Source organism: Streptomyces sp. NPDC001851 (assembly GCF_040297165.1).
Classification (GTDB): domain Bacteria; phylum Actinomycetota; class Actinomycetes; order Streptomycetales; family Streptomycetaceae; genus Streptomyces.
In genome coordinates, this window is the sequence record NZ_JBEOYR010000057.1 from 1 (window position 1) to 13,790 (window position 13,790).

The window sequence follows — 13,790 nt, forward strand, 5'->3', positions numbered from 1 at the left end:
GCCACCTCCCCCCGGTCTTGCCCGGTGTGCGCCGGGGGGCGCCCGGCGCCTGTGGGCGGCACCCCCCACCCCGGCCGGCCGGCGGGGGCGGGCGGGGAGCGCCGCGCGGCGCTCCCCGCGCGGGTCAGCGGTCGGCGGTGCCCGCCGCGTCCCGGTCGGCCGCGGCGGCCGCGGATTCGGCCGCGTTCACCTTCTTCCGCATCTCGGCCAGTTGCGAGGGCCCGGCGGACGGCGCCGTGGTGGACGCGGCGTCGGGCGGCACGGTGCTGGACGCGGCGTCGGGCGTCGCCTTCGGGGAGGCGCCGTCGTGGTGGGCGCAGCCCGCGCCGAGCCCCACCACCAGCACGGTGGCCGCCGCCAGCGTCAGGCTCCGGCGCCGGGCCCGCATCAGCTCGCCGCCTTACCGCTGCCGTTGGCCGCGCACCACGTCTTGACGGCCGCCAGGTCCTTCTGGCGCTGCTCCAGGCTGGTCCGCAGCGACTTGCGGAACTCCAGCCGGTCCTGGAGGAAAGTGGCGATCTCCGTGCGGCCCGCCTTCTTCGCGTTGTCGACCCGCTTCTGCAGCCGCGCCACCGAGCCCCGCGTGCCGGCTCCGGCGTCGAGCCGCTTCAGGGCCCGTTCGATCCGGTGGTCGATCTTCGGCACCCGCTTGCACAGTGCGTGGGCCCCGTCACCGGCCGGCTTGGCGGTGGGCGTGCCGTCGGCCGCGGAGGCGGTCCCCGCCGCTCCCGCCAGGACCGCCGTCACGGCGAGCCCCGCGAGCAGCGTGCGCGTGCGTCGTCGTACGTTCATCTGCCTCTCCGTTCACTTCCGGCGGACGACCAGGTCTGCCGTCCGTCGCGGAGGAGGCTAGGGAGCGTCCTTGGGGAAACTCTGTGACCGGTTTGCCCCGGCTGTGCCGATGAGCCAGTCCCGCCGGTCCGGCAGCCCGCCGCCGCCCGAGGGCAGCCGTACGGCGAAGCGGGCACCGGCCCCGCCGGGTCCGTCCGTCACCGTGACGCTCCCCCGGTGCAGCGCCGCCTGCTGGGCGACGAGGGTCAGGCCGAGCCCGGAGCCGGCGCTGTCCCGGCCCCGCTGGAACCGCTCGAAGATCCGGCCGCGGGCGGCGGGCGGCACGCCGGGCCCACGGTCGTCCACGGTGATCACGACCTGGTCCGCGGTGGCGCTCGCGCCCACCCGGACCCGGGCCCGGCCACGCGCGTCCCGTCCGTGGGCCAGGGCGTTGCCGAGCAGGTTGTCCAGCAGCAGCCTGAGGCCCGGCACCCAGCCGTGCACGGTGAGCCCGGGAGCGGCGTCCAGGGCGATCTCGGCGTCCGGGGCCCGCCGGCGGGCCTCGGCGACGGCCGCGTCCGCCACGTCGGCGAGGTCGACGGGGCGGAACGCCTCCGCCTCCACCAGATCACCCCGGCCCAGCTCGCGCAGCATCACCAACAGGCCGAGCAGCCGGGCGTGTTCGCGCCGCAGATCGGCGAGGACCTCGGCGCGGTCGGCTGCGGGCAGGCCCGGGTGGTCGGCGAGGATGTCGAGGTTGGTGCCCATGCTCATCAGCGGGGTGCGCAGTTCGTGCGCCGCCGCGGCGGAGAACGAGCGGGCGGTGTCCAGGGCCTCGGCGGTGCGGGCGGCCTGTTCGTCGTAGCGGGCGAGGACGGTCCGCAGGGTGGCGGCCAGCTCGTCGACCTCGGTCACCCCGGTGCGCCGGTCGGCCGGCCGGGCGCTGCTGGCGCGCGGGTCGAGGCCGGCGGTACGGCGGGTGAGGCGGCGCAGCGGGGCGCTCGCGCCGGTGGCCAGGCCCCAGGCGAGCAGGCCGGACAGGGGCGCGGCGAGGAGCGCGGCGAGGACCACGCGGCGCCGCACGAGCCGGAGTTGGGTGCGGTCGGCGGTGTCGGTCGAGAAGACCCACAGGGTGCCGGTGGTGCCCCGGAGGGGCCGGGCCAGAGCCCGCCAGCCGCGGGCGCCGTCGCGGACGGTGACGGGGCCGACGGGCCGCGGCGGAAGAGCCACGGACGGGCCGGGCTGGGGGCCGCCGCGGAAGTCGGCATCCGGTCCGACGACGCGTACGCCGACGTCGAGGGCCGCGCTGAACAGCTTGCGTTCCCTGGTGTCGGCGGCCTTGGGCCGGCCGCTCTGCGAGGCCCGCAGCAGCGACCGGGCGTCCGGGGCGACGGCCGCGGCCCGCTCGCGCAGATGCTGGTCCTCGGTGCGGTGCAGGTCCCGGGCGACCAGGTGCAGCAGCAGCCAGCCGGAGGCCAGGACCAGCAGCGGGACGGTGCAGCCGACGGCGAGGCCGATACGGGTGGAGAGTCTCACGGCGTGTCCCGGGCCTCCCTGAGCACGAAGCCGACTCCGCGCACGGTGTGGATCAGCCGCGGGCGTCCGTCCGCCTCCAGCTTGCGCCGCAGATAGCTGACGAAGGTGTCGACGGCGTCGGTGCGCACGTCGAAGTCGTAGCCCCACACGCGTTCCAGGAGCTGGTCGCGGGTCAGGACGAGGCCGGCGTTGCGGGCGAGCACCTCAAGGAGTTCGAACTCGCGGCGGGTCAGATCCAGCGGGTGACCGTCCCGCTCGGCGGTGCGCGCCGCCGGGTCGATGAACAGGCCCGCCACCCGCAGCACCCCGCGGTCGGCGGGCGGACGGCGGCGCAGCAGGGCGTGCAGCCGCAGCACCAGTTCCTGCAGGGCGAACGGCTTGACCAGGTAGTCGTCGCCGCCCGCCTGGAGTCCGGCGATACGGTCGGCGGTCTCGTCGAGGGCGGAGAGCATCAGGACCGGAAGGTCCCGTCCCCGGTCGCGCAGCCGCGTGCACACCTCGATACCGCTCATACCGGGCATCGACACGTCGAGCACCAGGACGTCCGGTGGTTCCTTCTCGATCGCGGTGAGCGCCCCGGGCCCGTCGGCCGCGGTCCGCACCAGGAAGCCGTTCAGCCTCAGGCCACGCTCCAGCGACCGCCGGATCGCCGCGTCGTCGTCGACGACCAGCACCGCACCGGGGCACGCCTTGTCCCTCATGCGCCCTCCCTCATCGCCCGGACAGGGTACGTCCTGTCCCGGCCGCCCGTGCCGGCTCCCCTGCGACGACCGTCCGGAAGCTGTGGGGCGCGCGGCACAGAGCGTCGACGTCCTCGCCCCCTGCTCGAACGGAACGGCCGGCCGATCGTGGCCGTGGCCGATCCGCAGGGGCGTCGAAACCGCGCAGTCGGGCGTTCCCCTGCTCGGACCCGCCCGGAGGCGTCCCGGTCGAGCCGGTCGGAGCTGAGCGTCTTGATCGTCAGCGAACCGCCGGGCCGGGGCCGGACGGGTGCTGGTCGACCGAGGGCCACGTCAGTGACCGGCAGGGGGCCGCGGCGGACCAGTCCGGCCGGTCACACCGGCCGCGATCACCGCGCGGACGGCGGCGAGGTCCGGAACAGGGACCGCGTGTCCCGGTTGAACCGCCGTACGCTGCCGAACCCGAACCCGGACGCGAACGCCACCTCGGCCACCGGCGGATCTGTACCGCCCTGCACGGCAGTTCGGAAGTGTCACTGGCGATCGGCCCGGCCATCCGGTACGGCCGGCACCGCAGACACGCCCGGAAGCCGTGCGCGGCCGGGGTGTCCCGCCGCGAAATCCGTTGTGAGCGGAGCCCGGACGCCTCTACCGTGGCGCGGTGACGACTCAGGTGATCGTGGTCAACGGTGGTTCCAGCTCGGGGAAGTCGGGGATCGTCCGGTGCCTGCAGGCCGTGCTGCCGGATCCGTGGCTGGCGCTCGGGACGGACACACTGGTCGATGCGATGCCACCCGCCCTGCACACATCGGCCGGTGGGATCGAGTTCGCTCCGGACGGAGAGGTGAGCGTCGGGCCGGAGTTCCGGACGGTGGAGGCGGCCTGGATCGAGGGGGTCGCCGCGATGGCCCGTGCGGGCGCCCGGGTCATCGTCGACGAGGTCTTCCTCGGCGGGGCGTACTCACAGCGGCGATGGCGGAATGCCCTGGGTGACCTGCGGGTGCTGTGGGTCGGTGTCAGGTGTGACGCCGCGGTGGCCGCGGGCCGTGAGGTCGCCCGAGGCGACCGGACCATCGGCATGGCCGCCGCCCAGGCGGAAGTGGTCCACCGGGGCGTGGCCTACGACCTGGAAGTGGACACCACGCGCACCGAGTCGATGGAGTGCGCACGGACCATCGCCGCACATGTGTCAGCCGGTGACCATGCTCGCGACCAGGTTGAGGGTGGTCGCCAGGATGCCGGTGCCGAAGACGTAGGACAGCAGTGTGTGCCGTAGCACGACCTCGCGGACCATCGGGCTGGAGACGGCGGTGTCGGAGACCTGGTAGGTCATGCCCAGGTTGTAGCTGAAGTAGAGGAAGTCCCGGTAGGCGGGCGGCTGCTCGTTGTTGAAGTCGATCCCGCCGGCGGGCGCGTCGTAGTAGAGGTGGGCGTAGCGGGTGGCGTACATCAGGTGCAGTGCCGCCCAGGCCAGGAACACACCGGCGAGCGCGGTCGGGGCAGCGGCACGACCGGATCCGGAACCGTTCAGGAGGAGCAGCACCACGATCCCGACCAGCCCGCACAGCGAGGCGGCCACCACCACCAGCTCCTCCACGAGGGGCCGCAGCTCCTCACGCCGGGCGTTGTGGTGGGTCGCGGCGGCGTCCATCGGCCAGAGCACCAGCCAGCCCGTCGCGACGAAGACGGCTTGCGTCGCCGCGGTGCCGGCGAGGATCCCCAGCGGCGGCCGCGTCGCCACACCGACGGCCGCACCGACCGCCGCTCCGACGACCACCGCGCCGGCCAGCCTGGGAACCGCGGACAGCGGCAGCCACTTGCTCATGCGACACAACGATAACGGCGTCAGAATGGCCTCATGACCACCGTCTTGGCCTTTCACGCCCACCCGGACGACGAGGTGCTCCTGACGGGCGGCACGCTCGCGCGGGCCGCCGCCGAGGGGCACCGCGTGGTGGTCGTGGTCGCCACGGACGGCGTCATGGACGCCGCGCCGGACGGCGAGACGCCACGTCTGGCCGAACTCCGCGCCAGCGCTGCCGCGTTGGGTGTGCAGCGCGTGGTGCACCTCGGGTATGCGGACAGCGGTCACGGCGCGATCCTCTACCCCGATCCGCCGGACCGGGCACGCTTCGTGCGGGCCGGCACGGAGGAGGCGGCCGAACGGCTGGCCGCCCTCCTCCGCGAGGAGGACGTGGGCCTGCTCCTCAGCTATGACGCACGCGGCGGATACGGCCACCGCGACCACGTCAAGGTGCATGAGGTCGGCCGACGCGCCGCCGAACTGGCCGGGGTGCCCCGTGTGCTGGAGGCGACCCTTCCGCGTGACGCGGTGGCGCGCCTGGTGAAGCTGGTGCGGGTGCTGGGGATCCCGTTGCGGTTCGACCCGGACGCGGTGCGCACCTGCTACACCCCGCGCGCGGCCATCACGCACACCGTCGATGTCCGGCGCTTCGCCGCACGCAAGCGGGCAGCTCTGGCCGCCCACCGTTCGCAGGTCTCGGGCACGGGCCGGCTCGCCGCCGTGCTGAGGGTGCTGGTTCGTCTGCCGGTCCCTGTCTTCGGTTGGCTGCTCGGCCGGGAATGGTTCGTGGAGGCCCGCGCGGCGGCTTCGGGCGATGCCGTCGCGGGCCTCTTCCGCTCCACCTCTTAGCGTCGGCTCCGGGCGCGTCCACATACGTTCCGTTCTCGGGGGCGCGGCACTGGTGCACCGCTCGCCGGTGTCATCGTCGCTGCGGCGGTGCGCAGCCGATGCTCACCAGCCGGTGACGCGTTCCCAGACATGCTCGATCGCCGGTGCCGGTCCGGCGCGGTGTGTGCCGTCGACGATGTGGTAGCCGCGGTGCTGGGCTGCGGTGGCGCAGGCGTGGTTGGGCAGGATGCGCAGGCGGGTGCCCACCGGCAGGTGGGGCAGTTCGGCGCCGTCGCGGGCCGTGAGGGTGCCGTGCTCCTGGCTCGCGGCCGTCATGACCAGGCCCGGGATGAGGTGGCCGGCGAGGTCGGCGACCAGGCCGTAGCCCTGGTCCTGTGCCTGTGCGGCGGTCCCGCGGTCGCGCGACATGGCCATCCAGCCGCCGTCGGTCATGATCCATCCGTACTCGGGGCGGTGCCCGATGACGGTCACGACCACCGACAGGGCGATGTCCTCGATCCGGCAGACCCCCAGCCCGGCCATGACCAGGTCGAAGAAGACGTAGTTCCCCGCGCGCAGTTCGGTGACGCCGGTGAGGTCCTCGGCGGCGTGGGCGGTGGGTGTGGAGCCCACGCTGACGATGTGCACGGGCAGGCCGGCCGCGCGCAGCCGTTCCGCGGCGGCGACGGCGGTGTCGCGTTCGTTCTTCGCCGCCAGGCGCTGTTCCTCGGCGGTGTGGGCGGAGTAGGACTCGCCCGCGTGGGTGAGGACGCCGTCCAGGCAGCCCGCGTCGTGCAGGACGCGGCCGATCTCGGGGAGCGCGGGGTCATCGGGCCTCAGTCCGCCGCGGTGGCCGTCGCAGTCGATCTCGATCTGGCTGGGCAGCGGGATGCCCGCCCGGCGGGAGGCTTCGGCGACGATCGTCGCCTGCTCGGCGCTGTCGAGCAGGATGCGCAGCGTGACACCGCGGCGCAACAGCGCGATGACACGCGGGAGTTTGTGGGGGTCGATGCCGACGGCGTAGGTGATGTCGGTGTAGCCGCCGTCGGCGAACGCCTCGGCCTCCGCCAGCGTGGAGACCGTCACCGGGCAGGGCGTGCCGGAGTGCAGGAGGGCGGCGACGTCGAGGCTCTTGGCCGTCTTCACGTGCGGGCGCAGGGTGACCCCGAGCCCGTCGGCCCGGTCCTTGAGGCGTGCGATGTTGCGCCGCACGGTGTGGATGTCGACGACGGCGAACGGGGTGTCCGGGTCGGCCAGGGTCGCTGGGGTGTTCACGGCGGTGTTCACTGGGGTGTTCACGGGGAACTCCAGCTCCTTCAGGATCGGACGGGTCGCGCCGTGCGCTCGGTGGTCATGAAGTGCCGCCGCTACTTGGCGTAGTTGTACACCGTGGCCCGGGAGACGCCCAACAGGTCGGCGATGGTCTGGGCGGCGTCGCGGGAGTCGAAGTAGCCGTCGCGCTGCAACTGCCGCACGAGGGCCTTCTTGTCCTCACGGCTCAGTGATCTGGGGGTCGTGGCGCGCTCCGCGGCACGGGCTTCCACCGCCCGGCGCAGTTCGCGGGCGTTGCGGTCCCGGAGGGTCTCCAGGGGCTGCTCGCGGTGCTCGGTCCCGGTGGCCACCAGGTTGGACAGCGCGAGGGTCACCGGGGACAGGACGGACACGTCCAGGTTCAGGCAGAGGGCCGCGACGTACTGCCCCGCGGCGTTCTTGATGCCGATGGACGTGCTCTTGGCCGGGCGGCCGTCGGGGAACTGGTTGGGGTAGTTCTGGATGACGCTGGGGTAGTCGGGGTCCTCGATGCGGGCCAGTCCCAGCTCCGTGGCGGAGTCCCCCACCCGGCGGCCGGAGAGGTTGTTCTCGATCGCCCGGATCGCGTGCTGCGGATCGCGCAGGTCGTGCAGGACGACTTCGCACAGCCCCGGGAACATGCGGCCCAGCGCTACGGCGATCTTCTCGGCCTCACGGATGAGGTGCTCGTCGGCCTCGGCGGAGGCCGTCGCCCTGTGTGCCGCCTGGTCCACGGGAAGCCCTCCACCAAGCTCTTGGACTGATTGTCCATCTCTGGATGAGCAGTCTAGATGAGACTCCGTGTTTGTCCAGCCGCCGGGGCCGTACGCGATCGGCGGCCTGCCCGGCTCCCCGGGCAGGCCGCCGATGTCGTGCGACCGGGGTTACAGCGCCCGTTCCAGGCGGTCCGCCATCAGCCTGACGAAGCGGGCCGGGTCCTTCGGCTGGCCGCCCTCGGCGAGCACCGCGAGGCCGTGGATGACTTCGGCGGTCTCCGTCAGCGCGGTGCGGTCCTCGCGCTCCTTGTACGCCTGGTTGAGGCCCTTCACCAGCTGGTGGTCGGGGTTGAGCTCCAGGATCCGCTTGGCGCGGGGCACTTCCTGGCCCATGGCGCGGTACATGTTCTCCAGCGCCGGGGTGAGGTCGTTCGCGTCGGAGACCACGCAGGCCGGGGAGACGGTGAGGCGGGAGGACAGACGCACCTCCTTGATGTCCTCGTCCAACTGCTCCTTCATCCAGCCGAGCAGCCCGGCGTACTCCTCGCTCTGCTTCTCCCGCTCGCCCTCGCCCTTGTCCTCACTCGTGGCGTCGAGGTCGATCTGCCCCTTGGCGACGGACCGCAGCTTCTTGCCCTCGTACTCGCCGACGGCGTCGGCCCACACCTCGTCGACGGGGTCGGTGAGCAGCAGCACCTCGATGCCCCGGTCCCGGAAGGCCTCCATGTGCGGGGAGTTCTCGATGCTCGGCCGGGACTCGCCGGTGAGGTAGTAGATGTCCTCCTGCCCGTCCTTCATCCGCTCCACATAACCCTTGAGCGTCGTCTGCTCGGTGTCGTGGTGCGTGCTCGCGAAGGAGGCGAAGGCGAGGATGGCGTCGCGGTTCTCCGGGTCGGTGACCAGTCCCTCCTTGAGGACGGTGCCGAACTCCCGCCAGAACGTGGTGTACCGCTCCTGGTCCTTGGCCATCATGTCCTTGACCGTGGACAGGACCTTCTTCGTCAGCCGTCGCCGGATCATCTCGATGTGCCGGTCCTGCTGGAGGATCTCGCGGGACACGTTGAGCGAGAGGTCGGCCGCGTCGACGACACCCTTGACGAAGCGGAGGTACGGCGGCAGCAGCGCCTCGCACTCGTCCATGATCAGCACACGCCGGACGTAGAGCTGCAGGCCGCGCCTGAAGTCCCGGGTGAACAGGTCGTGGGGCGCGTGCTCGGGGAGGAACAGCAGAGCCTGGTATTCGAAGGTGCCCTCGGCCTGCAGCCGGATCGTCTCCAGCGGGTCGCGCCAGTCGTGGGCGGTGTGCTTGTACAGCTCGTGGTACTCGTCGTCGGACACCTCGTCGCGCGGGCGCGCCCACAGGGCCTTCATCGAGTTCAGCGTCTCGGGTTCGGGTGCCTTGTCGTCCTGGCCGGAAGAGCTCTCCGGGACCATGCGGATCGGCCAGGTGATGAAGTCCGAGTACCGCTTGACGATCTCCCGGATCTTCCACGGGGAGGTGTAGTCGTGGAGCTGGTTCTCCGGGTCGGCGGGCTTCAGGTGGAGCGTGACCGACGTGCCCTGCGGCGCGTCGTCGACCGGCTCCAGCGTGTACGTGTCCTCGCCGCGCGAGGTCCAGCGGGTGCCCTTGCTCTCGCCGGCGCGCCGGGTCACCAGGGTGACCTCGTCGGCCACCATGAAGCCGGAGTAGAAGCCGACGCCGAACTGGCCGATGAGCCCCTCCGCCCCGGCCGCGTCCTTGACCTCGCGCAGCTCCTGGAGGAACTTCGCGGTGCCGGAGTTGGCGATCGTGCCGATGAGCTGCCCGACCTCGTCGTACGACATCCCGATGCCGTTGTCCCGCACGGTGAGGGTGCGGGCGTCGCTGTCGATGTCGATCTCGATGTGCAGATCGGACACATCGGCGTCCAGCGAGTCGTCCCGCAGCTTTTCGAGACGCAGCTTGTCCAGCGCGTCGGAGGCGTTGGAGACGAGCTCCCGCAGGAAGACATCCTTGTTCGAGTAGACCGAGTGGATCATCAGCTGCAGCAGCTGACGGGCCTCTACCTGAAACTCAAGTGTTTCAGTCGGCATGTTCGCGTGTTCCTCACAGGTGTTATCGCCGGAAGCTGATGCCGCCACTGTAAAACACCATGTCAGGAGCCTGCAGCAATACCGCGTCGGTGGCTGGATCCAGACCCCGCGAGAGGGAGTCGGGCAGCTCGATGTGCTGTGGTACGCCGATGTCTGTTCGCCGCGTCATGCCCGTGGTCCCGTCGGAAGCCGTGCAGGCGGGCCGTCGACTCGGTGTCGACCGGGTGGTCGATCAGGCCGCAGGGCGTCGTTGTCGGTCCTGACGACTCCGGGCATGCCCGCCCGCAGCACCTCAGGGGAGGCGCTCGCCCCGTGGCGGCGGCGCCGTGCCGGGCCGGCGGTGTCCGACGGGCAGGACGGTGCGGCCGTGGGACTCGTTGATGACGGTCGCCGCCGACGCGTACCAGGCGACGAGTCCCGTGGCGATACCGAACCATCCGCCGACCTGGGTCAGGGCGTGCGGCTCCGCTCCCGTCTGGAAGGCCCCGATGGCCAGGAAGAGGTAGGTGGGCGCGAGCAGCACCAGCACCAGCAGGACGGCGAGGCTGACCCGCAGCGCGGCGACGGCCATGTAGGCCGTGAAGATCGCCCACCCGAGCAGGAACAGGCCGAGCGCGTTGTGTGCGTCACCGGCGAATGCCAGGCGCGGTGCGATCCACCAGTACGTCAGCCAGAAGGCCCCGTACGAGACGAACGCCGTCGCGCCGAACGTGTTGCCGCGGCGGAACTCGAACAGACCGGCGACGAACTGGGCGAGTCCGCCGTAGAAGGCGGCCAGGCCCAGCACCGGCACGATGGCGGCGGGCTCCGTCAGCAGGTGGGTGTTGACGATCGAGAGCAGCAACGTGGTCAGGGCGAACCCGGCCAGGCCCAGCGGGGCCGGGTCGCCCGTTCCCGTCGGGCGCGGGCTGTCCGCGAGTGACCGCTCCGGGTGGAGGCTCCTCGTGTCCTCGTTCATGTCCGGCATCCCTTCGACCAGAGCACCAGCAGCCGACGCTCACCGAGCCCGTGAACGTGCTGGTCGGAACCCCGAGGCGGGCTGACGGCACTCGCGTGCCGCCTGCGTCTAACCTTTACGAAAAGTACCCATTTGCCGTATTCGTTAGCCCTTTCCGGGTCCCTTTGTCAGCCCACCCCGGACCGGGGCGGTGCGCGGTGTGCGCGGGTCAGCCCGCCGTGGCCGCGACGACCAGGCCGAACCCGATCAGTACGACGCCCGTCGTACGGCCGAGCGCACCACGCACCCGGGGTCTCCGCAGGAACGGCCCGGCCTTGGCCAGCAGGAGCGTGTATCCGCCCAGCCAGGTGACGGTGAGGGCGACGTGCAGGAGGACGAGGAGGGTCATCGCCCAGGCGGCCGGCGTGTGCGGCGGGGCCAGTGCGGGGAGCAGCCCGGTGTAGAAGACGGCGATCTTCGGATTGAGGACGTTGCTGATCAGTCCCGTCCGCCATGGGTTTCCGCCCCTGGAGGGGGTCCCGGTGTGCGGTGCGGCGTGGCGGTGCTGCCGCAGCGCCTGCGCGCCGAGGAACACCAGGTAGGCGGCGCCGAGCAGCTTGACGACCTGACAGGCCGCGGGGGCCGCGGCGAGCGCGGCTGCGAGCCCGGCCACGGTCAGCGCGCCCCAGAGCAGCAGCCCGGTCGCGATCCCGGCGACGGTCCGCAGCGCGTCCGCCGGACCGGCCTCCAGGGCCCTGCGGGTCACGACCGCCATGTCCGGTCCGGGCGCGATCGTCAGCAGGCCGAGGACGCCGATCGCCGCCGCGAGATGGGTCAGCATGCCTCCGGACCCCTCCCCGGACGAGCGGCCGGCGCGGACTTCGTGCGGGTGCGTCGGTTCAACTCAGGGCCCTTCCAGCCGCGTGGTGGGGGTTTGCGGACGTGCCCTCGGTGCTCAGCAGCACGATCACCGAGGTGGTGTCGAGCCCCAGTGCCGTACGGCGGGCGTCGGCGCCCGCCCCGGTGAGCGCGGCACGGAGGCCGGCGAGCGCCGCCGCCCCGCAGGGGCCCGAGGAGACGCCGAGAGCCGCGAGACGGGCGGCCGCCCGGGAAGCGGCACCGTCGGAGACGGCGACGGCGGCGTCCAGCCCGCCGTGCAGGTACGGCCAGGCCAGGCTCGACGGTGTGCCGCAGTTCAGCCCGGCCATGGCGGTCTCGCCGGTGGTGACGCCGACGGCCTCGCCCCGGGTGAGGCTGGCCAGGACACAGGCGGCGGCCTCGGGCTCCACCGCCAGCAGCGCCGGAGCGGGTCCGCGGCCGCGGCCGCGGTAGTGGGTGATGACGGCCTGGGCCAGGGAGCCCACGCCCACCGGTACGGAGACCAGGTCCGGCCCGTCCGCCACCCCCTGGGCCGCCAGCTGCTCGTCGAGCTCCGCGCAGAGCGTGGCGTACCCCTCGACGATCCACCCCGTGATCCGCTCATGCCCCGGCAAGGCGGTGTCCTGGACCAGCACCGCGTCCGGCGCGGCAGCCGCCTCGGCCGCACGCCGTACCGCCTCGTCGTACGGCCCCGGAACCTCGGTGACCTTCGCCCCCTCGTCGACGATCGCCGCGACCGCCCGCGGATGCACTCCCTGCGGGACGAGGACATGGGCGTGCTGGCCGCGCCGGCGGGCCATACGGGCCACCGCTCGGCCGTGGTTGCCGTCGGTGGCGGTGACGAAGGTGACCGGGTCGGTCCGCATGCCGCCGGCGGCCCGCTCGGCGAGGACGCGGTGGACCGCCCACGACGCGCCGAGCGCCTTGAAGGCGGGCAGTCCCAGACGGCACGACTCGTCTTTCACGAAGACCCGGCCGACCCCCAACTCTGCGCCCAGTTCCGGGAGTTCCGTCAGCGGCGTGGGTGCGTAGTCGGGCAGCGCGGCGTGGAAGACCCGCGCCTCGGCGGATGCGGGGGCGCACCGCCAGGCAGGCACACCCGGGCGCACCCACCACGGCAGCGCAGGAGGGCGGGAGGAGTTCTCGGACACACGAAGAGGATCCGTGGCTCTCGTACGATCGGTCCAGCACATGTTTCCGATCGGTAGTCGTCGGAGAAACCGATTGTTCGCCGCTGTCCTCGACGACGAGGGAGGTGGGCCGGCGATGTTCGACCTGCACCGGCTGCGGCTGTTGCGTGAACTCAAGCACCGCGGCACTCTGGCGGCCGTGGCCGCCGCGCTGTCCTACGCCCCGTCCTCCGTCTCCCAGCAGCTCTCCCAGCTGGAAACCGAAGTCGGCGTCCCGCTGCTGGAACCGGTGGGGCGGCGGGTGCGGCTGACCGAACAGGCCGAGATCCTCGTCGCCCACACCGAAGCGGTCCTGGAGCGCCTGGAGCGCGCGGAGGCGGACATCGCCGCCTCCCTGACCGATCTGACCGGCACCCTGCGCATCGCCTCGTTCCAGACCGCCGCCCTGGCCCTGGTGCCGACCGCACTCGGCCTGCTGCGCGAGCAGCACCCGCGCCTGCGCGTCCACGTCACCCACATGGAACCGGAAAGGGCCCTGCCCGCCCTGCAGGCCCGTGACTTCGACCTGGTCCTCGCCGAGGAATACCCCGGCAACCCCAACCCGCGGCCCGCCGAACTGGAACAGGAGGATCTGCTGGAGGACGCCCTGCACCTCGCCCTGCCCGAATCCGTCCACGGCGCCGGCGGCCAGGGCTCCTTGGCGGTCCTGCGCTCGCTCGCGAGCCATCCCTGGGTGATGGAGCCCGAGGACACGGCCGCCCGGCACTGGGCCATGACCCTGTGCCGCAACGCCGGCTTCGAACCCGACGTACGGTTCGAGACCACTGACCTGCTGCTGCACCTCCGCCTCGTCGAGCAGCAACACGCCGCGGCCTTCCTGCCGGCCCTCGTCTGGGACGGCCGGGCTCCGACCGTGGCCCTGCGGCGACTGCCCCGCGGGCAGCGCACTCGCCGCATCTTCACGGTCGTACGCCGCGGCCGCAGCCGGCACCCCGGCGTCCGCGCCTGCCGAGAGGCCCTGCGCCGTGCGGTCGCCCTGCGCTCCGACCTGCCCTAGTAGTGCTTCGTTAGGTTCTGGCTCTGGTTCTGCTGGTCGGCAGGGGTCGGCCGCAGGTGGTGCAGGTGCCGGTCCAGCACCTCAGCAGG

14 protein-coding genes are annotated in these 13,790 nt (G+C 72.5%); 3 read left to right on the top strand and 11 right to left on the bottom strand.

Features of this window, described 5'->3' with window-relative positions:
* Window positions 1-124: 124 nt before the first annotated feature.
* Genes ABT171_RS41160 through ABT171_RS41175 form a run of 4 tightly spaced genes read right to left on the bottom strand, consistent with a single transcriptional unit; the run spans window position 125 to window position 3,008 of the window.
* Window positions 125-388, bottom strand: a complete 264-nt coding sequence (locus ABT171_RS41160; protein ID WP_351252022.1) for a hypothetical protein — start codon at window positions 386-388, stop codon at window positions 125-127.
* Window positions 388-792 (bottom strand): hypothetical protein, encoded by a 405-nt coding sequence (locus ABT171_RS41165; RefSeq protein ID WP_351252024.1) that lies wholly within the window; start codon window positions 790-792, stop codon window positions 388-390. Before ABT171_RS41165 ends, ABT171_RS41160 begins: the two co-directional genes overlap by 1 nt.
* Before the next feature lie 57 nt (window positions 793-849).
* Window positions 850-2,307 (bottom strand): sensor histidine kinase, encoded by a 1,458-nt coding sequence (locus tag ABT171_RS41170; RefSeq protein ID WP_351252026.1) that lies wholly within the window; start codon window positions 2,305-2,307, stop codon window positions 850-852.
* On the bottom strand, window positions 2,304-3,008 hold the full coding sequence (locus tag ABT171_RS41175; RefSeq protein ID WP_351252028.1) for a response regulator transcription factor: 705 nt from the start codon (window positions 3,006-3,008) through the stop codon (window positions 2,304-2,306). The genes ABT171_RS41170 and ABT171_RS41175 overlap by 4 nt, the downstream gene beginning before the upstream one ends.
* Before the next feature lie 652 nt (window positions 3,009-3,660).
* On the opposite strand from ABT171_RS41175, the gene cpt reads away from it, so the two are divergent.
* On the top strand, window positions 3,661-4,263 hold the full coding sequence (gene cpt / locus ABT171_RS41180) for a chloramphenicol phosphotransferase CPT (protein ID WP_351252047.1): 603 nt from the start codon (window positions 3,661-3,663) through the stop codon (window positions 4,261-4,263).
* Here the strand turns inward: cpt and ABT171_RS41185 are convergent.
* Window positions 4,177-4,812, bottom strand: a complete 636-nt coding sequence (locus ABT171_RS41185; RefSeq protein ID WP_351252030.1) for a DUF1345 domain-containing protein — start codon at window positions 4,810-4,812, stop codon at window positions 4,177-4,179. The genes cpt and ABT171_RS41185 overlap by 87 nt on opposite strands.
* A gap of 33 nt (window positions 4,813-4,845) precedes the next feature.
* On the opposite strand from ABT171_RS41185, the gene ABT171_RS41190 reads away from it, so the two are divergent.
* Complete coding sequence (locus ABT171_RS41190; RefSeq protein ID WP_351252032.1) at window positions 4,846-5,640, top strand: PIG-L deacetylase family protein; 795 nt, start codon at window positions 4,846-4,848, stop codon at window positions 5,638-5,640.
* Between the two features lie 102 nt (window positions 5,641-5,742).
* Here the strand turns inward: ABT171_RS41190 and ABT171_RS41195 are convergent, their stop codons facing one another.
* The 6 genes from ABT171_RS41195 to ABT171_RS41220 all read right to left on the bottom strand — a co-directional run bounded on the left by ABT171_RS41195 (window position 5,743) and on the right by ABT171_RS41220 (window position 12,665).
* Complete coding sequence (locus ABT171_RS41195) at window positions 5,743-6,918, bottom strand: DSD1 family PLP-dependent enzyme (RefSeq protein ID WP_351252034.1); 1,176 nt, start codon at window positions 6,916-6,918, stop codon at window positions 5,743-5,745.
* A gap of 68 nt (window positions 6,919-6,986) precedes the next feature.
* On the bottom strand, window positions 6,987-7,643 hold the full coding sequence (locus ABT171_RS41200; RefSeq protein ID WP_351252036.1) for a helix-turn-helix transcriptional regulator: 657 nt from the start codon (window positions 7,641-7,643) through the stop codon (window positions 6,987-6,989).
* Window positions 7,644-7,793: 150 nt separating this feature from the next.
* Window positions 7,794-9,698: a molecular chaperone HtpG gene (gene htpG / locus ABT171_RS41205; protein ID WP_351252038.1), complete on the bottom strand. Its 1,905-nt coding sequence runs from the start codon at window positions 9,696-9,698 to the stop codon at window positions 7,794-7,796.
* A 292-nt stretch (window positions 9,699-9,990) separates the two neighbouring features.
* Window positions 9,991-10,656, bottom strand: a complete 666-nt coding sequence (locus tag ABT171_RS41210) for an acetate uptake transporter (protein WP_351252039.1) — start codon at window positions 10,654-10,656, stop codon at window positions 9,991-9,993.
* 208 nt (window positions 10,657-10,864) lie between these two features.
* Window positions 10,865-11,476, bottom strand: coding sequence for a LysE family translocator (locus tag ABT171_RS41215; protein WP_351252041.1), 612 nt, complete (start codon window positions 11,474-11,476; stop codon window positions 10,865-10,867).
* Between the two features lie 58 nt (window positions 11,477-11,534).
* Entirely contained in the window at window positions 11,535-12,665 is a 1,131-nt protein-coding gene (locus tag ABT171_RS41220; protein WP_351252043.1) for a diaminopropionate ammonia-lyase, read from the bottom strand.
* A 115-nt stretch (window positions 12,666-12,780) separates the two neighbouring features.
* On the opposite strand from ABT171_RS41220, the gene ABT171_RS41225 reads away from it, so the two are divergent.
* Window positions 12,781-13,701: a LysR family transcriptional regulator gene (locus ABT171_RS41225; RefSeq protein ID WP_351252045.1), complete on the top strand. Its 921-nt coding sequence runs from the start codon at window positions 12,781-12,783 to the stop codon at window positions 13,699-13,701.
* Window positions 13,702-13,790 lie beyond the last annotated feature (89 nt).